Source organism: Comamonas sp. CAH-2 (genome assembly GCF_009668305.1).
GTDB lineage: Bacteria > Pseudomonadota > Gammaproteobacteria > Burkholderiales > Burkholderiaceae_C > Comamonas > Comamonas aquatica.
In genome coordinates this window covers 110,508-135,910 of sequence record NZ_VSWF01000001.1, presented here as the reverse complement: position 1 = coordinate 135,910, position 25,403 = coordinate 110,508, and the positions used below count along the sequence as shown (strand labels likewise).

Annotated in this window: 19 protein-coding genes and 1 pseudogene; 12 read left to right on the top strand and 8 right to left on the bottom strand. The window is 59.8% G+C overall.

Translation table 11 applies throughout. The features are described 5' to 3' along the window. Positions 1–24 precede the first annotated feature (24 nt). The 5 genes from FYM52_RS00620 to FYM52_RS00600 all read left to right on the top strand — a co-directional run bounded on the left by FYM52_RS00620 (position 25) and on the right by FYM52_RS00600 (position 5,855). Positions 25–2,889, top strand: a complete 2,865-nt coding sequence (locus FYM52_RS00620; protein ID WP_154162675.1) for an HD domain-containing phosphohydrolase — start codon at positions 25–27, stop codon at positions 2,887–2,889. Positions 2,890–3,115: 226 nt separating this feature from the next. Beyond that, positions 3,116–3,688, top strand: a complete 573-nt coding sequence (locus FYM52_RS00615; protein WP_154162674.1) for a DUF3455 domain-containing protein — start codon at positions 3,116–3,118, stop codon at positions 3,686–3,688. Positions 3,689–3,758: 70 nt separating this feature from the next. Then, positions 3,759–4,334 (top strand): sigma-70 family RNA polymerase sigma factor, encoded by a 576-nt coding sequence (locus tag FYM52_RS00610; protein WP_162524610.1) that lies wholly within the window; start codon positions 3,759–3,761, stop codon positions 4,332–4,334. After that, positions 4,331–5,074 (top strand): anti-sigma factor domain-containing protein, encoded by a 744-nt coding sequence (locus FYM52_RS00605; RefSeq protein ID WP_154162673.1) that lies wholly within the window; start codon positions 4,331–4,333, stop codon positions 5,072–5,074. The genes FYM52_RS00610 and FYM52_RS00605 overlap by 4 nt, the downstream gene beginning before the upstream one ends. A 217-nt stretch (positions 5,075–5,291) precedes the next feature. After that, positions 5,292–5,855 carry a fasciclin domain-containing protein gene (locus FYM52_RS00600; protein ID WP_154162672.1) on the top strand — a complete coding sequence of 188 codons (564 nt, stop codon included), beginning with the start codon at positions 5,292–5,294 and terminating at the stop codon, positions 5,853–5,855. Positions 5,856–5,927: 72 nt separating this feature from the next. On the opposite strand, the gene FYM52_RS00595 is transcribed toward FYM52_RS00600, so the two are convergent. The 4 genes from FYM52_RS00595 to FYM52_RS00580 form a co-directional block, all read right to left on the bottom strand. Then, positions 5,928–7,427: an efflux transporter outer membrane subunit gene (locus tag FYM52_RS00595; protein WP_154162671.1), complete on the bottom strand. Its 1,500-nt coding sequence runs from the start codon at positions 7,425–7,427 to the stop codon at positions 5,928–5,930. A gap of 17 nt (positions 7,428–7,444) precedes the next feature. Further along, positions 7,445–10,687 carry an efflux RND transporter permease subunit gene (locus FYM52_RS00590; RefSeq protein ID WP_154162670.1) on the bottom strand — a complete coding sequence of 1,081 codons (3,243 nt, stop codon included), beginning with the start codon at positions 10,685–10,687 and terminating at the stop codon, positions 7,445–7,447. A gap of 26 nt (positions 10,688–10,713) precedes the next feature. Continuing rightward, positions 10,714–11,964, bottom strand: coding sequence for an efflux RND transporter periplasmic adaptor subunit (locus FYM52_RS00585; RefSeq protein WP_154162669.1), 1,251 nt, complete (start codon positions 11,962–11,964; stop codon positions 10,714–10,716). A 211-nt stretch (positions 11,965–12,175) separates the two neighbouring features. Beyond that, positions 12,176–13,003: an alpha/beta hydrolase gene (locus FYM52_RS00580; protein ID WP_154162890.1), complete on the bottom strand. Its 828-nt coding sequence runs from the start codon at positions 13,001–13,003 to the stop codon at positions 12,176–12,178. A gap of 182 nt (positions 13,004–13,185) precedes the next feature. On the opposite strand from FYM52_RS00580, the gene FYM52_RS00575 reads away from it, so the two are divergent. Both FYM52_RS00575 and FYM52_RS00570 read left to right on the top strand, forming a co-directional pair. Then, positions 13,186–14,106 carry a LysR family transcriptional regulator gene (locus FYM52_RS00575; protein ID WP_154162668.1) on the top strand — a complete coding sequence of 307 codons (921 nt, stop codon included), beginning with the start codon at positions 13,186–13,188 and terminating at the stop codon, positions 14,104–14,106. A gap of 402 nt (positions 14,107–14,508) precedes the next feature. Then, positions 14,509–16,254: pseudogene (locus FYM52_RS00570) on the top strand (diguanylate cyclase). A gap of 290 nt (positions 16,255–16,544) precedes the next feature. Here FYM52_RS00570 and FYM52_RS00560 read toward each other — a convergent pair. From FYM52_RS00560 to FYM52_RS00545, 4 genes are all read right to left on the bottom strand, one after another. After that, positions 16,545–17,888: an HD-GYP domain-containing protein gene (locus tag FYM52_RS00560; protein WP_154162665.1), complete on the bottom strand. Its 1,344-nt coding sequence runs from the start codon at positions 17,886–17,888 to the stop codon at positions 16,545–16,547. A 42-nt stretch (positions 17,889–17,930) separates the two neighbouring features. After that, positions 17,931–19,382, bottom strand: coding sequence for a sensor domain-containing diguanylate cyclase (locus tag FYM52_RS00555; RefSeq protein ID WP_154162889.1), 1,452 nt, complete (start codon positions 19,380–19,382; stop codon positions 17,931–17,933). Positions 19,383–20,006: 624 nt separating this feature from the next. After that, the gene (locus FYM52_RS00550; RefSeq protein ID WP_154162664.1) at positions 20,007–20,282 is read right to left on the bottom strand and encodes a hypothetical protein; all 276 of its coding nucleotides are present in this window, start codon (positions 20,280–20,282) and stop codon (positions 20,007–20,009) included. 627 nt (positions 20,283–20,909) lie between these two features. Further along, positions 20,910–21,302, bottom strand: coding sequence for a hypothetical protein (locus FYM52_RS00545; RefSeq protein WP_154162663.1), 393 nt, complete (start codon positions 21,300–21,302; stop codon positions 20,910–20,912). Between the two features lie 416 nt (positions 21,303–21,718). Here FYM52_RS00545 and FYM52_RS18705 point away from each other — a divergent pair, with 416 nt between their 5' ends. From FYM52_RS18705 to FYM52_RS19085, 5 genes are all read left to right on the top strand, one after another. Next, positions 21,719–21,865 carry a hypothetical protein gene (locus FYM52_RS18705; protein ID WP_162858915.1) on the top strand — a complete coding sequence of 49 codons (147 nt, stop codon included), beginning with the start codon at positions 21,719–21,721 and terminating at the stop codon, positions 21,863–21,865. A gap of 391 nt (positions 21,866–22,256) precedes the next feature. Continuing rightward, positions 22,257–22,493, top strand: a complete 237-nt coding sequence (locus FYM52_RS18820) for a hypothetical protein (RefSeq protein WP_154162662.1) — start codon at positions 22,257–22,259, stop codon at positions 22,491–22,493. Between the two features lie 109 nt (positions 22,494–22,602). Further along, positions 22,603–22,962, top strand: a complete 360-nt coding sequence (locus FYM52_RS00535) for an RNA-binding protein (RefSeq protein WP_043385276.1) — start codon at positions 22,603–22,605, stop codon at positions 22,960–22,962. A gap of 55 nt (positions 22,963–23,017) precedes the next feature. After that, positions 23,018–23,368, top strand: coding sequence for an RNA-binding protein (locus tag FYM52_RS00530; protein WP_043385176.1), 351 nt, complete (start codon positions 23,018–23,020; stop codon positions 23,366–23,368). 256 nt (positions 23,369–23,624) lie between these two features. Beyond that, on the top strand, positions 23,625–25,373 hold the full coding sequence (locus tag FYM52_RS19085; RefSeq protein ID WP_154162661.1) for a methyl-accepting chemotaxis protein: 1,749 nt from the start codon (positions 23,625–23,627) through the stop codon (positions 25,371–25,373). The last annotated feature ends 30 nt before the right edge of the window (positions 25,374–25,403 follow it).

Below are 25,403 nucleotides of genomic sequence, written 5' to 3'. Positions count from 1 at the left end.
CCCAACCTGCGGAAAGCCTGCCTGATGCACCACCCTGTACGATTCCCCCGGCAGTTCCGCATTCGTGTGCACATTGCCGTATTGACGATGGCCTGTATGGGGCTGGTGGCAATCTTGCTGATCGGCCTCGGTTGGGCGGCCACCACCCAACGCTTGGTGCTAGATGCTGGGCAGCGCGCAGCGCGCGACACGACCTTGCTGGGTCAGCAGATACGGTTGCAACTAACGCCAGCACAAGGGGCATTGCGTCATATTGGTGCAGGTCGTCTGCCATTAGCCTCCGATGAGGCCAGTCGGTTGCAAGCACTCGAAGGATTGATAGGGGAATTGCGCGCAAGCCCACTGGAAGCGGCTGTGTATATCGCCTACCCCAATGGTGACTTTGTTCTGGCGCGGCCTTTGAATTTGGCCGATGTACGGGAAAGCGTGGCTGCACCCGATGGTGCAGGGTTTTTGGTCCAAACAATCACACAGCAGCCAGACGGTCGTCGCCTTGGACGTTTTCGCTTTCTAGACGGGGGCGGCAATCTGCAAGAGGTCCAGGACAGAGCAGATTATCAGTACGACCCACGCACACGCCCTTGGTACGGAGTCGCACGGCAGCACCCGGAGCAAGCACAACTTACACAGCCTTATCGGTTTGCGACCACACAGAGACTTGGTGTGACACTGAGCAAACAGGCTACTGCTGCGGATGCGGTGGTGGGTATTGATGTAGCTTTTGACGATCTGGAGCAATTGCTGCTGGCCCTGCGGGCTACACCAGGAACCCGCCTGGCCTTGCTGCACACCAGTGGACAGGTGATGGCAGCGACCGTCGATTTGAACAGTGTCGGTAGCGACACACAACCGATGCTCAGCGCCATCAATGAACCACAGTTGCAACATCTGCGTGATGCCTCTAAGGACGCAGGCATGCCACAGCTGATCGAGATTGATGGTCAACGGTGGGTCGGCCTGCACACACAAATTGATATCGGCCTGGGCGATTCGCTCGATCTGCTGCAAATGCTACCGTTTGATGAACTGGCAGCCGATGCACGACGGCGTGCGCTTTACTACATCGGAATGGCAGTGGCTTTGGCACTGTTGCTGCTGCCATTGGGTTGGGCCGCCGGCAAGGCGATCGGACGCAGCATCAACCTGCTGCGCGAACGCAGCCTGCGCATCGCACGTTTTGACTTTACTGGCGAACCACTGCCCCCCAGTCGGGTGAGCGAGGTGGGTGAATTGTCCCAGGCCATGCAGCACATGGGAGGGACGATCGAAGCCTTTCTGGGTCTGACGGAAAGCTTGGCCACAGAGCCCGAAGTAGAGCGCATGCTCCAGCTCGTGCTAGAACAGTTGACGCAAGCCACCCAGTCAGAGGCGGCCGCCGTCTATCTTTGGGACGCTCAGTCTGCCTGCATGCAATATTGCGCCAAGGCAGGCACCATAGCTACGCCACTGCCAGAGAGGTTCACTTACCCCCCTCTACCAGCAGTTCACGCCAGTGACTCTCCGCTGCACATGGTGAACAGACTGGATTTAGAGTTGCGCGGTCGCCAGGGCGGCCTGCAAGGGCTCTTGGTGCTTGAATTCAAGGACGATGTTGCGCACAAGGAAGCCGCTTTTCAGCGTTTCGCACGCCGCCTTTCAGGCATGTTGGCCGTAGCGATCGAAACACGCCAGCTTTTGGAATCCCAACGGCGCCTTTTCGACGCGATCATCCAACTGATGGCCGATGCGATTGACGCTAAGAGCCCCTACACCGGAGGCCATTGCGAGCGGGTGCCACAGATGGCCATCGAACTGGCCGACCGCTTGCATGCCACATGCGATGGACCGTATGCGAACTTCAGGATGAGCGAAAACGAGCGCTACGCTTTCCACTTGGGTGCGTGGCTGCATGACTGTGGCAAGGTCACCAGCCCAGAACACATCGTGGACAAAGCCACAAAGCTTGAAGTTATCCGCAACCGTATTCATGAAGTACGGTTGCGCTTCGAGATTCTGTGGCGGGATGCTGAACTGGCTGCTGTGCGCGGTGAATTGGACAGCAAGCAGCTAAGCACCCGCCAGCAGCAACTGCAGGATGACTTTGCATTTGTTGCGAGCTGCAATCTGGGCGGTGAGTTCCTGTCTGACGAATCCATCGCCAGGTTGCGCAGCATCGGTGTCCAAGGCTGGCAACGCCACTTTGATGATCGATTGGGCCTGTCGACTGCAGAATTGCGCCAATTAGATGCGCTACGCCCTGAAACACCACCGCTTCCAGCCATGGAAGCTCTCTTGGCAGACCTGCCTGAGCACCGTGTGCCCTGGGGCGATGACAGACCGGCTGTCGAGGCAGGGGATCCACGCAACAAGTTTGGTTTTGATATGAAGCTCCCCCCTTACCAGCAAAACCTTGGGGAACTGCACAACCTGAGTATCCGGCGCGGCACACTCAGCGAGGAAGATCGCTTCAAAATCAACGACCATATGGTGCAGACCTACATCATGCTCAAGGGACTGCCCTGGCCTACAGGGTTAGAACAGGTCCCAGAGCTGGCTGCGACGCACCACGAACGCCTAGATGGCAAAGGTTATCCGCGGCGCATCCCAGGTGAGCGACTGGGTGTGCTCGACCGCGTGATGGCGATATGCGATGTGTTTGAGGCATTAACCGCCGCAGACCGCCCATACAAACCGCCCAAAACCTTGAGCGAGACACTGCGAATCATGGCTCTCATGTGTAAAGAGCAGCATCTCGATGCAGAGCTGTTCCGCTACTTCTTGCGCACCCGTCTCTGGGAAGACTTTGCAGCACGCTTCATGAAGCCGGAACAACACGATGCAGTAGACCTAAATGCTCTCGAAGCTTTGCTTCCTCCGCAGCCAGTGGCTGAATGCGACGCTTGCCTGTGAGACCCAGGGCTGTTATCCATCAACAGATACAAGGTCTCAAGGCGTTTCTAGGTCAACGAGGTCAATTCATCCCAGATGGCGGCAACCGCTGAGAAAGAACCATCCACCAAGCCAGGATTTTTTTCACATCCGCTGCATCCAAACATCGTGCTGGCGGGTAGTACATGCAGCAGCACTCAAACAGCGCTGCTTGTTATTACCTCACCAACCTGTATGGAGAACTGCCATGTCGACCATCCGCTCTGTGCCTCGTTTTACAGCTATCGCGACAGCTACCGTCGCTGCCACCCTTCTGGCCGCCTGCGGCTCTATGTACCAGCAAGCCCGCACTTTTTCGCAGGCTTCGCTGCCTGCACCTATCCAGGTACCGGCGGGTCACAAAGTTGCGTGGGAGACGGTTGGCAGTGGCGACATCACCTACGAATGCAAAGACAAGGCAGGCATGCCTGGGCAGACCGAGTGGGTTTTCGCTGGTCCTGAAGCCGTACTCAAAAACAGAGCTGGCCAACAAGTCGGCCGCTACTACGGTCCACCAGCCACCTGGGAGGCCAACGACGGCTCCAAACTCACTGCGACGCAAATCGCAGTAGCCCCTTCCGGTCCAGGCAATCTGCCATACCAGCTGGTCAAGGCCAATGCTGCCACGGGCAGTGGCGATCTGGTGGGGGTGAGCTATATCCAACGCGTGGCGCTGCGCGGAGGCATTGCACCGGCAGATAAGCCTTGCACCGCCGCTACGAAGGGACAAAAAACCATGGTGAAGTACCAGGCCGACTACATCTTCTGGAAGCCGCTGTAAAACGCCAAGGTGGCACGGATACACTGGGCGGAGCAACTCCCACCTACCTTTTTTCTCAGCTTATCTTTTCGTGCCACCTGCCGCTCTCACCGAAGAAGCGTTTGACCATGATGCAGCACTGAAGGCCTGCGCACATGGCGATCGTGATGCATTGCGCCGCATCTATGAGCGCGAATCGCGCTACTTGCTCGGCGTTGCCTTGCGCATTGTGCGTGATCGTGCTGCTGCTGAGGATGTGCTGCACGACGCATTCATGGCGATCTGGAACCGTGCATCCAGCTTTGACGCCAGCCGTGGCGCCGGCAGAGGTTGGATCTATAGCGTGGTGCGTCATGCAGCACTCAACAAGATCCGCGATAGTGCTCGCGAGACACGGCTGGATGAGCCTGTCGCAGCGCACTATGACGCACAAGCCTCGCTCGCTTTGTGGAACAACGACGGTGACGAATTGTCTAGGCAAGCTGCTCTTGGCCGCTTGGGGCACTGCCTGGAGGCGCTGGAGCCGACAAGACGCCTCTGTTTGCTGCACGCTTATGTGGACGGCTGCTCCCACAGTGAGATCGCCCAGCGAGTGCAAGCACCACTGGGCACGGTGAAAGCTTGGATACAGCGAGGACTGCGCGCCCTGAGGGAGTGCATGCAATGAGCAGCGATAGCAAACCTGACAAGCCAGTGAATGAGGGCCGCTACGACGACTTGCAAAACCAAGCCGCAGAGTATGTTGTGGGCACACTGGACGCTATCCAACGACGTGAAATCGAGTCCCGCCTACCGCATGAGCCAGCACTACGCGACGCAGTTGACGCCTGGGAACACCGCCTGCTGCCACTGACTGCGTTAGCGCCACCTGTCGAGCCTACTTCTAGTCTGTGGCCACGTATCGCTGCCAGCATTGCCCCAGAGCGTCTTGCCAGACCTCTCTCCAACCACCGCTCCTGGTGGCAGTGGGACAGCCTCGCTCTGTGGCGTGGTTTAGCGGGCAGTGGCTTTGCAGCCGCTGCCATACTCGCAGCGGTACTACTGGTGCGTGAGGCCACCCCACCCACAGCACCGCGCTACTTTGTGGTGCTGGCTGCGCCACAAAACCAGGCCCCGGGCTGGTTGGTACAAGCACAAACCGAAGGGCGCTTGCGGCTGGTGCCACTGGGAACGGATACCGTACCCGCTGAAAAATCTCTGCAGTTTTGGACCAAAGCAGATGGATGGAGCGCTCCGGTCTCTCTTGGCTTGGTCAAGCCGGGGGAAGCGATTGAGGTGCCAGTCGATCAGCTGCCACCTTTGCAACCCAACCAGCTTTTCGAGTTGACGCTAGAGCCCGCAGGCGGATCGCCGATCGGAAAACCCACTGGACCCATCCAATTCATCGGCCGAGCGGTACAGATCTAGCGTCCATCGTCTTAGGCGCCAGATGCAGCATGCGCAGAGACCCCAAGCTATTGGCGTGCGGGGTTTTGTTGCGACCACTTCTACCCCAATCGAATGCTTGGTCCCAACAACGCGCATAGCGCAATTCGTACAAATTGTTGAATCCAGTATGGGATGTACTGCGTATATGAGACAGCCGACATCTTTCGGCTGGTCCTCAACATCCAAGGAGTACTTCATGACCTCGATTCAAACTGCACGCAAGCTCGCATTGATCGGCCTGGCAATAGCCACATCCGCCACATCTGTGGCGGCCATGGCTGATGTGATGGTGGGCGGCGCCCCCATGCTTGTCAGCAAGGACATCATTGACAACGCCATCAACTCCAAGGACCACACCACCTTGGTCACAGCGGTCAAGGCGGCAGGCTTGGTCGACACACTCAAAGGCCCTGGTCCCTTTACTGTGTTCGCCCCCACCAATGCAGCTTTTGACGCACTGCCGGCTGGCACTGTGGATGCGTTACTCAAGCCAGAAAGCAAGCCCAAGCTGACGACAGTCCTCACCTACCATGTGGTCGCAGGCAAGTGGGATGCAGCCGCTCTCGCAAAAATGATCAAGGACGGAAAGGGCATGGCCAAGATCAACACCGTCAGCGGAGGCACACTCCTGGCCAAATCCAGCGGATCCAAAATCACGCTCACAGACGAAAACGGTGGAATGGCTGCAGTGACCATCCCTGATGTCTATCAATCAAATGGCGTGATCCATGTGATCGACAAGGTGCTACTGCCGAAGTAAAGAAAGCAGCGAATGCAGCAAGGGCCATGTTCAGCCCTTGCTGCATCATCCTAAATTCGCATCCCTAGTGCCTCACTTATCAGCGATATCGGTTTGATGGGAAACCACTAAGCGCCGAGGCGCAACGGTATCGGACGTGGGGACTGTCTTCCAATCGCCCCCCAATGCACGGATCAGGCCGACGGTAGCCGTGTACTGGGCCGTGCGCACCTGCAAGGCCTGGCGCTGGCTGCGCAGTTCGCTGCGGCGCGCATCCAGCAGCTCGAGCTGGCTCACCAGGCCGTTGCGGTAGCGCGAATCCGACAGCTGGGTCGCTCGCCGCGCAGACTGCACAGCGCGGCCCTGGGCTTCGGCCTGGCCTTCCAGCAGTCGCAGGGCACTGAGCTGGTCCTCCACTTCGCGGAAGGCCGTCAGCACCTGGCCGCGGTGGGCGGCCATGGCCGCTTCCAGCCGGGCGCGGGCGCCCTCTTCCTGGGCCGCGCGCTGCCCGCCGTCGAACACAGGCAGCGACAGCAGGGCACCAATGCCCCAGGAACGCGCCGACCACTTGAACAGATCGCCCAGCTCAGGCGATGCATGGCCGCCGTTGCCGGTCAGCGTGATGGCGGGGAACCAGGCCGCCTCGGCCACGCCCACGCGCGCCTGGGCCGCCATGACGGAAGCCTGGGCTGCCGCCACATCCGGGCGGCGCGCCAATACGGTGGCTGGCACGCCGGGGGGTACCACAGGTAGGGCCGCTTCGGCCGCAGCCGCTGGCACGGCAAAGCCGCGGGCCACCTCGCCCACCAGCACCGCCAGCGCATGCTGAAGCTGGGCCTGCTGCTGGGCGAGGGACAGGGCCTCGGCCTCGGTGGCAGCCACCTCGGTCTGCACCCGGGCCACGTCCAGCTCGGCCACATCGCCGGCCTGGAAGCGCCGCTGCGTCAGATGCAAGGTGTCACGGTAGGCGGCCAGGCTGGCCGTGACCAGTCCATGCTCGGCCTGAACGGCCCGCAGCTGCAGATAGGTCTGGGCCACTTCGGCCTGCACCAGCAGGCGCGTGCTCTGCAGCAAGGCAGCGCGTGCCTGGGCGTCCAGCCGTGCGGCCTCGCTGGCCTTGGACAGCCGGCCGAACAGGTCCAGTTCGTACGACAGATTCAGACCGGCCGTGACCACGGTGGCCGGCATGGCACTGCCGGTGGTCGTGATCCCTGCCTGGCGTACCGCCCCGGTGGACACCCCCAGTTGGGGCGCACGCTGGGCATCGGCCGTGCGCAGCAGGGAACGCGCCTCGGCCAGCCGGGCCGCTGCCTCCTGGATGCTGGTATTGCCATCTGCGGCGCGCTCCACCAGACCGGTGAGCACCGGGTCGGCAAAGCCCAGCCACCAGGCACCGCGCGATTGGGCTTCGGCCGGCGCCGCGGTGGTCCAGTTCCGGCCTTGGCCTTCAGCGCTGTTGGAGAAATGCGCAGGCACGGGCAAGGCAGCGTCGGCGGTCACGGGGGCCAGCGAGTGGCTCATGCAGCCGGCCAGGAACAAGGCCGCCGCCAGCGGCAGCCAGCGCGCCGCGGGAAAAGAGAGAACAGTCGTCATCACCGGATTCCTAGCTTTCATTCGTTGGAGCCGCGCGGTGCGGCCAGCACGGGGTGGGCGGCTGCGCCCGGGCCGCTGTGCAGCTCGCGCTTGCCCAGTGGTGCCGTGTGGTGGCCGTGCTGCTGCAGCGGACGGTTGCCCGCCAGGCGGCGCAGGACCACGTAGAACACGGGTGTCAGGAACAAGCCGAAGGCCGTCACACCGATCATCCCGGCGAACACCGCTACGCCCATGGCGCTGCGCATCTCGGCGCCGGCCCCGGTGGACAGCACCAGGGGCAGCACGCCCATCACAAACGCCAGCGAGGTCATCAGAATGGGGCGCAGACGCAGGCGGCTGGCTTCGATGGCGGCCTGCACCGGGGTGCGGCCGACAAACTCCAGCTCGCGGGCAAACTCCACGATCAGGATGGCGTTCTTGGCCGACAGCCCCACCAGCACGATGAGCCCGATCTGCGTGAACACGTTGTTGTCGCCCCCGCTGAGCCACACACCGGTCATGGCGGCCAGCAGGCCCATGGGCACGATGAGGATGATGGCGATGGGCAGGGTCAGGCTTTCATACTGGGCCGCCAGCACCAGGAACACCAGCAGAATGGCCAGGGGGAAGACCAGCACGGCGGAATTGCCGGCCAGGATTTCCTGGTAGGTCAGTTCGGTCCACTCGAAGCCGATGCCCGGCGGCAGGGTTTCGGCAGCGATGCGCTCGATGGCGGCCTGGGCCTGGCCGGAGGAGAAGCCGGGCGCGGGCCCGCCGTTCACATCGGCCGCCAGGAAGCCGTTGTAGCGCATGGCACGCTCGGGCCCGAAGCTGGGCTCCAGCTTCATCAGGGCCGACAGCGGAACCATCTCGCCCGTGGTGGAGCGCACCTTCAGCAGGCCCACATCTTCGGCACGCGCCCGGTAGGCGGCATCGGCCTGGACACGCACGCTGTAGGTGCGGCCGAACTGGTTGAAGTCGTTGGCGTACAGGCTGCCCAGGTAGATCTGCAGCGTCTCGAAGATATCCGTCACGGGTACGCCCAGCTGGCGCGCCTTGGTGCGGTCGATGGCGGCATAGAGCTGGGGCACGTTGACCTGCCAGCTGGTGAACAGGCCGGCCAGCTCCGGCGTCTGGTAGGCCTTGGCCATGAAGGCCTTCACGGCCGCGTCCATGGCGTCGTAGCCCAGGGACGCGCGGTCCTCGATCTGCAGCTTGAAGCCACCGGTCGTGCCCAGGCCGGCCACTGGGGGCGGCGGGAACATGGCGATGAAAGCTTCCTGGATGCTGCCAAAGGCCTGGTTCAACTGGCCCGCGACCGCGCCGCCGCTCTGGTCGGCGCGCGTGCGCTCTGCAAAGGGCTTGAGCGTGACAAACACGATGCCCGAATTGGAGCTGTTGGTGAAGCCGTTGATGGACAGGCCCGGGAAGGCGATGGCGTCTTCCACATTGGGGTTGGTCTTGACGATCTCGCCCATGCGGCGGATCACGTCTTCCGTGCGGTCCAGGGTGGCGCCATCGGGCAACTGGGCAAAGCCCACCAGATACTGCTTGTCCTGGGCCGGCACAAAGCCGCCGGGAACCAGCTTGAACAGGCCCCAGGTGGCGCCCACCAGCACCAGGTAGATGGCCAGCATCAAGGCCTTGCGGCCGATGACACGCTGCACGCCACCGCTGTAGGCATCGGAGCCACGGTGGAACAAGGTATTGAAGCGGCGGAAGAAACCGCCCAGCACGCGTTCCATGCCGCGTGTCAGCGCATCCTTGGGTGCGTCGTGGCCCTTGAGCAGCAAGGCGCTGAGCGCGGGCGACAGGGTCAGCGAGTTGATGGCAGAGATCACCGTGGAGATGGCGATGGTGGCCGCGAACTGGCGGTAGAACTGGCCTGCGAGGCCGCTGATGAAGGCCAGGGGCACAAACACGGCGCACAGCACCAGGGCGATGGCAATGATGGGCCCACTCACCTCCTGCATGGCACGGTAGGTGGCCTCGCGCGGCGACAGGCCGGCCTCGATGTTGCGCTCCACGTTTTCCACCACCACGATGGCGTCATCCACCACGATGCCGATGGCCAGCACCAGGCCGAACAGGCTCAGCGCATTGATGGAAAAGCCCAGCAGGTGCAGCACGGCGAAGGTGCCCACCACCGACACCGGAACGGCCAGCAGCGGGATGATGGAGGCGCGCCAGGTCTGCAGGAACAGGATGACCACGACCACGACCAGGGCCACGGCTTCCAGCAGGGTGTGGATCACGGACTTGATGGAGGCACGCACGAACTGCGTGGGGTCGTAGGCGATGCGGAACTCCACACCTTCGGGCATGTGCTTTTGCAGCTCGACCATGGTGGCACGCACATTGGCCGAGATGTCCAGAGCGTTGGAGCCCGGGGCCTGGAAGACGCCCATACCCACGGCTGGGTCGTTGTTGAGCAGGGAGCGCAACGAATAGTCGGCCGCACCCAGCTCCAGGCGGGCCACGTCGCGCAGGCGGGTCACGGCGCCGTCGGCACCGGTCTTGACGATGATGTCGCCGAACTCTTCTTCGGTCTGCAAGCGGCCTTGCGCATTGATGGACAGCTGCATATCCACACCGGGCAGACCGGGCGAGGCGCCGACCACGCCGGCTGCGGCCTGCACGTTCTGGCCGCGGATGGCAGCCACCACATCGGCGGCCGAGAGGCCGCGCTGCGCCACCTTCTGGGGGTCCAGCCAGGCGCGCATGGAATAGTCGCCGCCACCGAAGATCTGCACCTGGCCCACACCGGGGATGCGCGCCAGGCGGTCCTTCACATTGAGCACCGCGTAGTTGCGCAGGTAGTCGATGTCATAGCGGCCATTGGGCGAGACCATGTGCACGACCATGGTCAGGTCGGGCGCGCTCTTGACCGTGGTGATGCCCAGGCGGCGCACTTCCTCGGGCAGGCGCGGCTCGGCCTGGGACACGCGGTTTTGCACCAGCTGCTGGGCCTTGTCGGGGTCGGTGCCCAGGGCAAAGGTCACGGTCAGCGTCATCACGCCGTCGGTCGTGGCCTGGCTGCCCATGTAGAGCATGCCTTCCACGCCGTTGATGGATTCTTCCAGCGGTGTGGCCACGGTTTCGGCGATCACCTTGGGGTTGGCACCCGGGTACTGGGCGCGCACCACCACCGAGGGCGGTGCGACTTCGGGGTACTCCGAGATCGGCAGCACGCGCAGGGCGATCAGGCCGGCCAGGAAGATGAGCACCGACAGCACCCCGGCAAAGATGGGGCGGTCGATGAAAAAGCGGGAGAGATTCATGTGCGGGTCTTTCTTGCCGTACGCATTCAGGCGATGGGCTGCTTGGCCGCGGCCGGGACGCTGTCACCGGCCAGTTCGGCCTTGGCAGCCATGGGCACTTCCTGGGGGGCGATCACGGCGCCGGGGCGCACGCGCTGCAGGCCATTGACGACGATGCGTTCCCCGGCCTTCAGGCCCGATGTCACGACACGCAGGCCGTCCACGGGCGCGCCCAGCTGCACTTCGCGGTACTCGGCCTTGTCCCCTTCGCCCACGACCATGACGAACTTCTTGTTCTGGTCCGTACCCACGGCGCGCTCGTTGATCAGCACGGCCGAAGTGCTCTGGGCCTGGCCCATGCGGATGCGGGCGAACTGGCCGGGCATTAGGCTGCCGTCGGCGTTGTCGAACACGGCGCGCACGCGCACCGTGCCACTGCGGGCGTCCACCTGGTTGTCGATGAGCTGCAAATGGCCACTAAAGGGAGTGCTGCCGGCCGTGCCGGTCCCCATCTGCACAGGGATAGATTCAATGCGCGCACGCCCGCCCTGCGTGCCCTTGCCGCCGTCCAGTCCGTCGATGGCACGCGCCACGACCTGCTCGTCGGTGTCGAAGCTGGCGTAGATGGGGCTGACCGATACCAGGGTGGTCAGCACGGGGGCGCTAGCGCCGGCGCTGACCAGGTTGCCCACGGTGACTTCGATGCGGCCCACACGGCCGGCCACGGGGGCGCGCACCTGGGTGTAGCCGAGGTTGAGCTTGGCCGTCTGCAGCGCGGCCTGGGCGGCACGCAGGTTGGCATCGGCTTCACGCTGGGCATTCACACGTTCGTCGTGCTCGCGCTGGGCGATGGCGCTTTCCTGCAGCAGGCGCGTGGCGCGCTCCATTTCGCTGCGGGTGTAGGACAGGCGGGCCTGGGCCGCCACGACCTGGGCTTCGGCACGGTCCACCTCGGCCACGTACGGGGCGGGGTCCACGGTCACCAGCAGGTCGCCCTGCTTGACCAGGGCGCCTTCGCGGAAGTGCACGGCCTGCACGGCACCCGCCACGCGCGGGCGGATGTCCACACGCTGCACGGCTTCGAGGCGGCCCGAGAACTCATCCCATAGCGCCACATCCTGCTGCACCACGGTAGCGACCGAGACTGGGATGGCCGGTGGCGCCAGCTGAACTGGTGCTTCGGCATGCGTGGTACGCAGGCCGACTACAGCCCCTCCCGCAGCCACCAGCATGGCGGCTGCGCCTACAACGGTCCACCAGCGGCGGGGGGAAGAAACGGATGAAGACGGTAGTTTCATGACAATATTCCTCAGGATGGGGCCTCGTACCAATCGGTCGCAGGCGAAAAATTCCAGGCAAAGCGATGCCCTCCGGATGAACACACCGGAAAAAAGCAACAACAAAGGAAGCCTGCAGCGGCGCAGCGCGCAAGCGGTAGCTGCAACCGACCTCACAAGGACTTGAGGTCAAGCATCAGCAACGGTCAGAGAATTCAGGGCATGCCGCCCGTTAGCTGGGTGGACGACATCGGGTGGTGTCGAAAAAATGGCGGATCTGCTCCTCAACCTGGGCGGCACAAGGGCAGGTGCGAGTGCCTCCTGGTTGCAGCAGCGCATCCGGCCATTGCTGGGCTTGATTGAATACGTGGCGAACCACGAGCAAACCAGCACCTTCAAGCCGATCCGCATACGCCAGGGCCTCATCGTGCATAGGATCTGCACTCCCCACCATGACCAGCGAAGGCGGCAGTCCCGCCAGGCGCTGGGCTGCGCCGGGGACGGCATAAGGGTGTTCGGCATCGCGCGTGCAGCCAAGGAACTTGAGCCAGCCATCGGCCCACTTGCACGCAGTGGCAGTCCCCGTGACGGCTCGCAGCGAGGCAGTGCCCACACAAGGATCCAGCATCGGCGACACCAGAATCTGGCCCGCCAGCGGAGGGTGTGACTGATCGCGCGCCATCAGTGCCACGCCAGCGGCCAGGTTACCTCCAGCCTCCTCCCCTGCCAGATAAACCTGTGCGCCAGCGCCAGCCAGGCGTGTGCGTTGCTTGTAAGCCCACTGCAGCACCGCATAACCGGTCTCCAGCGGCTTCGGAAAGGGGGACAGTGGGTAACCCACAGAAACCACGCGTGCTCCAGCCGCCTCCAGCAGGCCGGCGACGGTGCAACCATTGTCCAGGTCACCCGAAACAAACGCACCACCGTGGAAATGCACCACCAATGGCAAGACCTGCCCTGCTTGCTTCTTGCCATACACACGCACATCCACCTCCTGCCCGTCCACCTGGATGGTTGAGTCGGTACAAATAGACGACGGTGAAGAAGATGTTGCAGGCATGGCAGTAAGGGCCAACAGGCCCAGGCAGAACCGGGTGATAGCAAATGTAGCGGGCACGCAGGCGACGATAAACCAGGCAATCACCACCGCAGTGTTTCCAATTTCTGAACAATCACCTTGGAGACTACGTGTGAGAATTCTTTTGCCCCACAAGGGGCAGAGAAGGAAAAAAGGGAGAGTCCATGGACCAAATCCAGGCCATGCGCCTGTTCGCGCGCGTGGTCGAAGCCGGCACATTCACACGTGCGGCCGATTCACTTCAACTGCCCAAAGGCACGGTGACCAAACACGTCCAGGCGCTGGAGGAACGGTTGCGGGTGAAGTTGCTCAACCGCACCACACGCCGAGTGACGGTCACCGCCGATGGCGCCGCCTACTACGACCGCGTCGTGCGTCTTCTGGCCGACTTCGACGACATGGAGGCCAGCCTGAGCCAAGCGCGTGCTACGCCACGCGGGCGCTTGCGGGTGGATGTCGGCACATCCACGGCACGTTTGCTGATCATTCCGCGCCTGGCCGACTTTCAAGCCAGGTACCCTGACATCCAGTTGGACCTGGGGGTCAGCGACCGCACCGTCGACCTGATCGGCGACAACGTGGACTGCGTGATCCGAGGCGGTGAGCTGGCTGACCAGTCCCTGGTGGCGCGGCGCATTGGCAACCTGGAGTTTGTCACCGTTGCGGCACCCAGCTATCTGGCCCAATACGGCACGCCCCTGCACCCTCTGGATCTGGAGCAGGGCCACCGCAACATTATTTATTTCTCCCCCGTCTCCATGCGCCGCTACCCGCTGGAGTTTCATCGCGGCAACGAGGTGATCGAAATCTCCAACCCGGCACAACTGGCCGTCAACGAAGCGAATGCCTATGTGGGTGCGGTGGTTGCAGGACACGGGGTTGGTCAGATCACCTCCTTTCAAGCACAGGATCACTTGGCACGTGGCGAGCTCGTGCAGTTGCTGCCCGAATGGGGGCAACCATTGCTGCCCGTGTATGTCGTCTACCCTCCCAACCGCCACCTCAGCGCCAAGGTGCGGGCTTTTGTGGACTGGGCAGCAGAGATGTTTGCGCAAGACCCACAACTGCAGCGCTCAGCTTCCTGATCAACACAACGGCTGCCGCTGTGCAGGCACCACATGCCCGCGCAAGCCTCCTGCGCTCGTCCGTGCAGACCAGCGCCGTAGCAAGCATTCGGTGGCATCAAACAGATAGGGATTGCCAAAATCCCTGGATTCGAAATCAAGGGAACGCGTTGAGCCAGACACTGGCGCCACGCCAGGTGCATACAGATTCAACCTGCGTATTTCTGTATATGTCCCCTCTTTGCAGCACCTGCTTGTGCCAACCCGCCTGTGACGAAGCTCGCTTGACACCAGCATTTCTGACGGCTGATCGCACTGATTTCATTCATTTCCCCGTCAAAACAAAGGACACCCGCCCAACGGCACTCTCAGACAGAATTGCATGGCTCACAAAGAATTGCAGCCAACTTCTCGCATTAAAAAATGATAAAAAAATTGGGGCTCAGCTATATACAGCGTCTGCTTATAGCTATTGTTTTTGCACTGATACTGCTCTCCGCATGGTGGACAGGCGCCAGTCTGCTAGATCTCGTACGCACCCAACGCGCGTTGGACGAAGCACACGGAGCTGTGCATGTCGCAGACGCATTGCTCCGTCAGGTGATAGATGCAGAAACCGGACAGCGGGGGTATGTGGTGGCAGGCAATTCGTCCTATCTTGCCCCCTACCATGCCGCAGTGGCTGAAATCCGCCAGACCCGATTGACACTTGAAAGAATGGTGGTGATACCCAAAGAGGCTGAAACACTGAATGCATTGATGCACAAAGTGGATGAAAAACTCTTGGAGCTGCAGCACACCATCAGTTTGATGACGGCTGGCGATCAGGAGCAAGCACTGCAGATCATTCGATCAGGAGATGGCAAGGATTTGATGAATCAAATCCGTCAAGCTGCTTTTGAATTTGCCAATCTCCAAGATCAGCGGTTGCGCGAGTTGCGGCAAGATCATGCGAATGCGATAGACCGCACGTACATCGCCATGGGCTTGTCCTTGGTATCAAACATCGGTCTGTTGATCTTGTTACTGGCAAGAACTGCCGTCTTCACGCGCCGGGTCCAATCCAACCAAGAAGAACTGCACAAACGCAATCTCGAGCTCATTGAGCTCGCCCAAAAAACCAAGGATCACAACCTGCACATGCAAAAGCTTTCTGAACTGGGAAGCTTTCTGCAAGCATGGATTGATACAGAAGAAGCCAACAAGTTTCTGGCAGAGCGTTTGCCGGAGCTGCTCAAAGCCCGCTCCGGAGCGCTGTACGCCATGGCAGCGTCTCGCAATCAATTGCAGCTGGCTTTTTTCTGGGGGAACGAAAAATACGTTGATTTCTTCGAGCCGAATGAATGCTGGGCACTGCGAAGCGGCCAGCCTTTTGTGCAGCCTGAAGGCACGGGAGCGAGCACATGCAAGCACCTGCATGCCTTGGAAAGTATTGAACGCCCGGGTGTGCAATGTCTGCCTATCGCTTCGCACGGAGAACTCACTGGCTTGGTGATTTTGGATCCAACCCAAGAAGAAGATCCTTTGGACAATTTTCATGCCCGATTGCGCCAAACCACGGTGGAACAGGTCGCCTTGTCGCTTGGCAACTTGCGCTTGAGAGAATCTCTGCATCAACAATCCATCAAGGATGCGCTCACCGGCCTGTACAACCGGCGTTTTCTGGATGAAACCTTGCATCGAGAAATCTTGCGTGCTGAACGCAGAGGTCTGGACAATCCAGAAGGCGCGCTGGCCATCATGATGATCGATGTGGATCATTTCAAACAATTCAACGACCAATATGGTCATGAAATCGGAGATCGCGTCTTATGCCGTGTTGCCCAGTGATTGGCTCAAACGGTGAGATCGGGTGACCTGGTGGCTCGCTATGGTGGTGAGGAATTTACGGTTGTTCTACCATCCGCTACGAGCGAGGTGGCGATTGAGCGTGCAGAAGAATTGCGAATGGCTGTCATGCAAATGCTCCCCGTAGCAGATAGAGGGGAAATACATATGCCAGTGACGATCTCAATTGGTGTGGCTTGCCTGGAAGGTAAAGGGCAGACCGCTGAAACCCTGATCAAGAATGCCGACCATGCACTTTACCAATCGAAGCATTCCGGTAGAAACAAGGTCACGCTGTTTCAGCAACCTCTTCTTCATTCATCACACCTCAATCACAATTAATCCAGATGAAGAATGCTTGAGGATTTCAAAATGCATAACAAATCAATAATCGAAACCATCGTTTACGCGAAGTCCTTCATATCCAACCAAACTTTCTGAGCGAATACTCACAGCATCGGAAACTTCGACTTGAATCGGTCGGCACCTTGCTGAAAAAGCAGGTCCATCATCCCCGCGGAATACAACCAGCACTTGTGCAAATCGATATTCCTGATGTCTGTGAACTAAGCGCGATTTGAAACGCTAACCTTGAACTGTGGCACCATCAGTGCACACCTTTCCTGGTTGGATCAGACAGCACCCGTTGCTTCGGGGCTAGGCTGCAGCGGGGCGCAGGCATCACACCACGCAGACACTGCCCGATCAATCACATGCTCGGTCTGCCCAATTTGGGGCCAGCGATGCAGGCACGCGTGCACCACCGATCTCAGCTGCCACAAGGCCTCTCGGTTGATGAGTACGAACTCGGTCATGCTGGGCAAATCACTTTGCATCAAGGCCATGAGATCGTCATGCTGGCCCGGCTCGGCCCCCACATCGGCCAGTTGCCTTCGCAAGGCGGCCAATCGTTCATCGACGAAAACACCCGGCTGCCCATCTGGGAGCAACCTCCAGTGCTCCGGCAATTGCTCGCGCAGCGTTTGCCACAGTGCAAATGCTGCGGACAGTGCGGCGACATTGTGGACCACCTCCTCTTGCAGCGGCAGCAACGGAATCCCCGGAGTGAGTTCATCGTGCAGCAGCGGCAGGATCCAACGCACCAGATGGGCCGGGTAGCGGCGGTGGTTCATGCGCAGCATCAGCGACAAGCGCTGACTTGGCAGGTCCTGGTACTTGTCGAAGAACGCGGACACCACTTCGGCCAGCATCAGCACTTGGCCTAAAGGCGAAATACTCTCGCCGCGCACACCACGTGGATAGCCGGATCCATCCATGAACTCGTGATGCTCGAGCACGGCGCGTTCTACGGATTCAGGATAGATCTGTGCCGAACGGACCACCAGCATTCCCGTGATCGGATGCGCGGCCACATGCCGGCGCTCCATGTCCGACAACTGGTAAGTGGCATGCATCCACACCGGGTTGACGAAGAGCATGCCGACATCGTGGAGCAGCCCCGCCACCGCAGCCGATGTGCAGTCTTGCTCATTCCATCCACTTTGCTGACCCAGATAGATGGCCACCAAGGTCATTTGCAGGCCATGGAAATACAGCTCCGGGCGCTGCTGGTGCATGACCGTCAGCTTGAATGCGATTTGGCGCGTCAGCTGGACCGCACGCAACGGCTGCAGCAGCCTGTCCACCCCTCCCGAAGCCTGCACCAAACGGCGCATCAGGACCGTCGACTCGCATTTGGCTCTCGCGTGTTCGGCAAGCACATTCGCATCGACAAGGTTTTCGACGATCAGCTCCGCGTCGATGGGATCACGCAACCTGTGCTGGACCAGTCGGTCATAAAGGCGGCTGTCAATACGCACCCCCTTGTCCACCAGTTTGAGGCCTTTGTCCGTGTAGATGGCTTGCCCAGTCACCACACTGGAGTGATCGGCCATCTCTGTGACTGCACGGATGAAATGGGAATTGCCCTGTATCTCACCAGCCGTGGTCTCTTCGAGCAAAGCGTGGGTTGCCATAGCCAATCAACTCCAAGAACTGATGAGAAAACGCCAACTCAGCTAGCCCACCTGCACCATCGACAGTTCCACCTTGTTGCGCCCGGTGGCCTTGGCGGTGTACAGGGCTTGGTCCGCCACCCGAACAACTGCCGACAGATCACTGTCTTGCTCCGGCGTCCATGTGGCGGCGCCTATGCTGGCCGTCACACGCCCAAACTCACTGCCAGAGTGCTCAATTCCCAGATCGGCAATCGCCACGCGAATGTTCTCGGCCATCGCAATCGCACCATCCGGCGAAGTGTCCGGCAAGACCACGATGAATTCCTCGCCACCATATCGGGCCGCATGGTCTAGAGGGCGGCGGATATTGTCACCAATGCACTTCGCCACAGCCGCCAGCGTAGCGTCACCGGCCTGATGCCCGTAGGTATCGTTGTAAACCTTGAACCAGTCAATATCGACAAACAGCAATGAAAACATGCTGCGGGTTCCCCTGGCCCGGCGCCACTCCTGATTCAGGATTTCGCCCAAGGTGCGACGGTTGTGAAGCCCCGTCAAACCATCGGTTTGCGCCAACATCGCCAACTTCGATTCCGCTCGCATCCGGCATCGCAACTGCAGCCCAAACGCAAAGGACAAACCAATGAAGGCGGCCGCCAGCGCCAGCATGACGCCAGCGATGGTCACGGTACGCTGCCACCACGCCGCATAGATATCGGAATAGGCCTCCGCCACGATGATGGTGAGTGGCAGGTTGCGCAAGTTCTTGAAGTAATACAGCCGCCGCACTCCATCGATGACAGAAACATCTGTAAAGCTGCCTTCAACCTTCTGGCGATGCTCCTTGAAAGTGCTTGCATTGCTCACGTTGCGCCCAATGACTTTCTCGTCATAAGGTCGGCGCATGATCAAGGTACCGTCTTGCTGCATCAACACCATCGCACCATGGTTTCCCAAGGAAAGCGTCGAAAACAGTTGGCGGAAATAGTCCAGCTGAATCGCAAGCAGCACCACGCCCGCAAAAGATCCGTCAGTGTGGGAAATGCGGCGGCTCAGCGGAATGCTCAAGGACCCATTGCGCAGTCGCGACGCATAAGGATGGCCGACATACAAACCGACGTTGGAACGCTGCTGGTGGACCCTGAAATATTCACGATCGGCAAAGTTAGCGACCCTGGGTACCTCTCCGGCAGCATCGAAGACGATATTCCCGTTGGCATCCAGTACCAGCATGGAACCGAGGTAGGACGCAGTGGCCGCACGATCGAACAGCGCAATATTACGCAGTCGGCCCGACGCAGCCATCACTTCGTGGTCATTGACCCCATCAACGGCAGCTTGCAAGGACAAGGCATACAGCTCGAAATTGCGCTCAATGTCATGCTCGGCCATCGCGGCAATATTGCGCAAACCGTCGGTCGCTCGCTCCGTCGCATCCACCCGGCTTTGATACAGCACCACCGCACAGATCGCCACCATCATTAGTGCAATCACCACCCCGGCGGTCACCATGATGTAGGGTGCGGCAGCCCCGTGAAAGATCCGCTGGAAAGAAAACCGTCGAAGCCAATTTGTGTCGTTATGGTCTTCCACTGCTTCCCCCTGCTTTGTTCTCTGTTTCAGAGATCAGCAGGGCAACCAGATGGATGCACCCATGTGGTTACCCCACCTTCCGGCAAATTGGTCTTGAATGTCTCTGCTCCAATGACAAAACGCACAACGAAGCCTGACAGAAGTTGCAAAGACCAACACGATAAAAAAGTCGGCGGACATGCCCGATTGCGGCAGATGGTGACAGCATACACAGGGTCTGCACATGCTGGCAGACACAGCCGCTCTCATCGCGCTCGACGGACTACAGACCAGACATTCGGCTGTTCCCGCGCGCCCACAGCGCCAGCGATGGGGCATGCCCAGCAGTGGATGCCCAAACCCTCACCCCCCTGTTACGCTTGGCGCACTCAGCCATACCAGCGAACAACGTAGGGCTGCCGTAATGCAGGGGCTGTCGTCGCCACTTCACCAAAGCGATTGACGCAACGTGACAGTCCAGCGCACCCATCGGCGGCGCAGGCTGTGCCCGCCCTGGCCCCGCCCCAGCAAAGACTGCGGAACACTGGCGCGGCTTTGGCGCGCTCAGTGAGTGCCTGCGCAATGTCCCGCGGCTTCCATCCGCCCAAGTGCGTACACAGTCAAAGTCAGCCAGGCCGCAGCTTGTCCCCCGTGCTGGGGCCTGCCCGCAGCATGGGGGAGATCACCGAAGCCCAGGCCCGCCGCCCAAGCGCCTAACGAACCGCCCAGGCCGGTGCCGCCGGCAAGGCGCCGTGCACGGCCCATCTGCGCTGTTTGCAACTGCAACTGCAACTGCAACTGCAACTGCAACTGCAACTGCAACTGCAACTGCAACTGCAACTAATAATTTAAGTTTGATAGCTGCTAGCGCTTTATTTATAAGTTCTAGAGGCACTTTTTATTGATATTTTTATGATCACCCAGGCCGCACAACACCAACACGCTGGACTTTTGTTGGGCATGGCCTGAGCCTCCCATCCGACGCTGCAACAACTGCGGCGCGCCTGTACTCCAGGAGCCGGCTGTGCGCACAGGTCACGCAGGCGCACCCTGGTACGCCACCCAACAGTTGGTGCATGACACCGTGGAGATGGTCTTGCGGCCCCTGGGCCAGTTCATCCGAGAGGGGGCATCAGAAGCCCAAGACAAAGCTGCGCCTTGACAAGGGGCATGACTGGCACGCTCATGACTACAAGCCAAGAGAACCGCCACACGCTGCGGTTTTCAGTCTGGGGCGGAATGCGTAGCCGTGTGCATAACAAAGGGAATTGAACCCTCATATTTCCAATCAATAACAATAACTTAGCAAAATTTGTGTGAATATGGCGTGATAGCCTAAAAGGAAAGACACAGCGCCGCACAAGAGCACACAAGCCAACTGAATTGAATGCCGGCATTTCTCAATAAAACAGCCGCCCACGCAGGCACAAAAAAAGCACCCTGAGGTGCTTTTTGTGGTGATGTAACCTAGGTTCTAAGTCCCATGCCCGGGAAAAGTTTGTGGCAGGGCTGAAAGATCCCTAAAGCAGAGTAGACGGCACCTTGTGCCAGCATCACAGTTTCAAGGGCCTGCTCATACGCTGCTGCGTCAAACGGCCTGTTGACACACGACCATCCTATGGTTTGCTCCAGCTTCTGACAGAGCTCATTGAGCTCTACAAGCATCAGTTCCTTAGTGCGCCTATGTCCTGCGTATCTGACGGCATCAAAGCTCACAACGACGTTGTCAGCTTTATGTCGAGCTTGCCAATCCCTCTCTCTGGTGGCTCGCACCAACACACTTTTCTTGAACTCTGTACAAGCCCGATCGATAACGATCAACGACTCTTCGATCATGTCGGTATCAATTTCATCGCTCATTTTTAAACCCATTTAAAAACGATTCAGGTGATACAACATCCACACACCAGGACTATGCCTAACTTGCGCCAGGCAAAGATTGGTATGGGTTCCTACTGCCTTGGCCAAGCCATCTTACCCCCCCGAACGGCTGGCCAAGCCATAGAGGCTCTGCATGGCATGAGGACACACGAATTCATTGCCATGCACACAGATTTGTGGCTGGTCTCAGCTTGTGCCCAGCACCGGCGCAAGGCTGGCTCGGCAGCGCGATCCACAACGGCCATGGCCACGCGCGCAAACACTCACTGCAGCAGCAAACGACAGTCCCACTGCCTGGGCAGTAGGCAAGTGTTTGGCTGCCATTCGTGCGGCAGAACTGCGCAGGATCACTACATGGGGTATGGTGGGCAGCATCAACCACCAAGGATCACCTAGTGCCCAAACCCAATTACCAGTTCGAAAAACGTCAACGAGAGCTCGAAAAGAAGAAGAAAAAGGCCGAAAAGGCCAACCGCAAAGCCTCCGCGTCTGAAGGTGCACCGGCTGAGGCCTCTCCTGAAGCGCTGCCTGAAAGCAAGTAGCAAAGACCAAGGCAATTGGCCTTGCAATCGGCTTGGAATTTTTAAAGCTGCCGGCAATTTATCGCTCCCCAAATGCAGGGCGCAGCGAATTTGCCGAGCACCAGAAAAAAATAATCAAAGCACTTTTGCGAAAGTGCTGTTATAGTGGCCATCAGTTTGCTGACATGCAACAGTGCATGTGCAACCAGCACAAGTGTTTCGCACCCAAGCGAAACCAACATCGCCCCAGACGATTTTCAATTTTTTACTTCCAATGACTTCTGGTTGTCGTTGGAAAAATAGCCAGGCTGACCGTAGCTAGCTTGGCTCGATTTTTACGTATCCCAAAACGTATAAGCGGCTTGCTTTTGAGCCCTTTTTTTACACGACTGCTTGACGCAGAGCGTTGCTCTTGAACCTCACTCCGTCCCAATCCCAAGTCATCGGTCGATACGCGCTCACGCCTACCGCCGAACTGAACTCCAGCGGCTCTTACACCGCGAAGCTTTCCATTCGCAGCGGCAAAGGCTCTTGCTCACACGACAGGGTATTTCGTTTTATCCCCCTGTTTGTTACCTCTGCTGCAGCCATCGGCTATGCCATTGAGCAAGGCAAAAGCTACTTGCAACTGCCTGGCCTCCCCGCCTAACCAGCAGGTCTTCCTCGCACACCCAAAAGTCCACCCCCACGCGGGCGCTTTGCACCTTTTTTGATTCCTGCACATGCTGGAATCACTCCCAACTTCACTGAGTTACACCATGACAACCAAACTGTACGTCGGCAATCTTTCTTACTCCGTTCGTGACAACGACCTGCAACAACAATTTGCCGAATTCGGCAACGTGATCTCCGCCCAGGTCATGATGGAGCGCGGCTCCGATCGCTCCAAGGGCTTCGGCTTTGTCGAAATGTCCACTGCCGATGAAGCACAAGCTGCCATCGAAGGCATGCACGAGCAGCCCATGGGCGGCCGTAACCTGACCGTCAACGTGGCCCGTCCTCGTGAAGAAGGCGGTGGCTCCTATCGCAGCAACAGCGGTGGTGGCGGCTATCGCGGCGGTAACGGCGGTGGCTACGGTGGCAATGGCGGCGGCTACGGCGGTGGCAACCGCTACTAAGCCTTCCAGGCACTTCGCTTAAAAAGTCCCTGCCGCGTTCCTAGAAAGGCTCCCCATGAGCAGCAAAATTTATGTGGGCAACCTGCCCTACACCGTGACCGATTCGATTCTGGAAAGCAACTTTGCAGAATACGGTGGTGTCTCCTCCGCCAAGATCATGATGGACCGCGATACTGGCCGCTCCAAAGGATTTGGCTTTGTGGAAATGGTTTCCGAAGAAGTCGCTCAAGCCGCCATCAGCGGCCTCAATGGCCGCTCTGTCGATGGCCGCTCCATCGTCGTGAACATGGCTCGTCCTCGTGAAGAAGGCCGCAGCTCGGGCGGCTACCGCGATAAAGGCTACACCTCCAGCACACGCAAAGACGTTGGCTACGGCAACGGTGGCTTCGGCGGCGGCCGTTACTAAGCCCCCCAGGCTTTGCCCACAAAACCGACCCTTAGGGGCCGGTTTTTTTATGGGCAAATGCAACGCATGTCGTCCACTTTAGGCATGTGCAGCCACCCAAGGATGGCAAAACCACGGTGCACAGCACCTGCACCTGGCGCACTGCGCCCCCTGGCCTGCTTGTTCGCCGGGCAAAAAAATTCAAAAAAACCAATGTCTGGAGCCTAGCCTTGCCTAGTTTTCAGAAAATACACCTTTGTGTGTAAGAGGCTCAAAAATGAAAATTTCGACGCGATTAATCTTGTTGGTGGGCGTCATGTCGATGCTGCTTCTGGGCGTTGGTCTGCTGGGCCTGCGCGGCATGGCCGACAGCAATGACGGGCTCGAAACGGTCTACGAAGATCGCACCGTAGCCCTGGGCAAGCTGGGGCAGATCCAAAGCCTGATGATGACCAATGCCTATTTGGTCACCGCGGCAACGCTGGATGCCAGCCCAGAGGTGGTCGGCAAGAACACCGCAGCGGTTGAGACCAACATTGGCCAGATCACCAAGATCTGGGATGAGTACATGGCCACCAAACTCACGGCAGATGAGGCAGCGATTGCCAAAAAATTTGCAGAAGCCCGCGGCAAGTATGTCCGTGAAGGCCTCAAGCCCGCCGTCGCCGCGTTGCGCTCCGCCAATATGCAGGAAGGTCAGCAACTGTCCAACAACGTCCTGCCGGCGTTGTATGCACCGGCCAAAGAGCAGATCGATGCGCTGATCCAACTGCAGCTCGATGTGGCCAAGTCGGAATACGCAGGTGCAGTGCAGGACTACGCATCTGTGCGTACCTATGCCGCGGCGTCCATCGTGCTGGGCCTGCTGTTTGCCGTCAGTATCGGCTACCTCCTGATTACCGGGCTGATGCGCTCTCTGAAGCAGGCCGAGGACCTGTCCCGCGCCATTGAAGCGGGCGACCTGAGTGGCCAGGTGTCCATCACTGGCAAGGATGAATTGGCGCGCTTGCTGCATACCCTGGTGGCCATGCGTGACAGCCTGGTCAAAGTCGTGTCCAGCGTGCGCCAGGGTGCAGAAGGCGTGGCCATGGCCAGCTCTGAGATCGCCCAGGGCAACAACGACCTCTCGGCCCGCACCGAAAGCCAGGCCAGTGCCCTGGAAGAAACCGCCGCCTCCATGGAAGAACTTGACTCTACGGTCAAGCAAAACTCCGAAGCCGCCCGCCAAGCCAACCAGCTGGCCGTCAGTGCCAGCCAGGTCGCCACGCAAGGTGGCGAGGTGGTTAGCCAAGTCGTTGAAACCATGAAGGGCATCAACGAATCCAGCCGCAAGATTGGCGACATCATCAGCGTCATCGACGGCATTGCCTTCCAGACCAACATCCTGGCGCTGAACGCCGCGGTCGAGGCCGCGCGTGCCGGCGAACAGGGCCGCGGCTTTGCCGTGGTGGCCAGCGAGGTGCGTTCGCTGGCAGGCCGCTCGGCCGAAGCCGCCAAGCAGATCAAGACACTGATCAACGCCAGCATCGAACGGGTCGAGCAAGGCACCACCCTGGTCGATCAGGCCGGAGAGACAATGACAGAGGTCGTGGACTCCATCCGCCGCGTCACCGACATCATGGGCGAGATCAGTGCCTCCAGCGCCGAGCAAAGTGCCGGCGTCTCGCAAGTCGGCGAAGCTGTCATGCAGATGGACCAGGTCACACAGCAAAACGCCGCCCTGGTCGAGCAAATGGCCGCAGCAGCCAACAACCTGAAATCTCAGTCTCAGGACCTGGTGCAAGTGGTGGCCGTATTCAAGCTGCGCGATGGTGAGCGCCCCGCGCCCCAGCGCCACACGATCAGCGCGCCCACCACTTCGGTCGCAGCCCAGCACACCGCGCCCAAAGCCGCACCTGCGCCCCGCCCCGCTGGCAAGCCGCTCACCTTGGCGAAAAAGGATCCAGCGACTGCCGCACCAGCCCCAACTGCCAAAGCTGCGCCTGCAGCCCCCAAGGCCAATGAGGATGATTGGGAAGCTTTCTAAGCTGTGACCCTGCTTGTGCGTGCGCAGGCA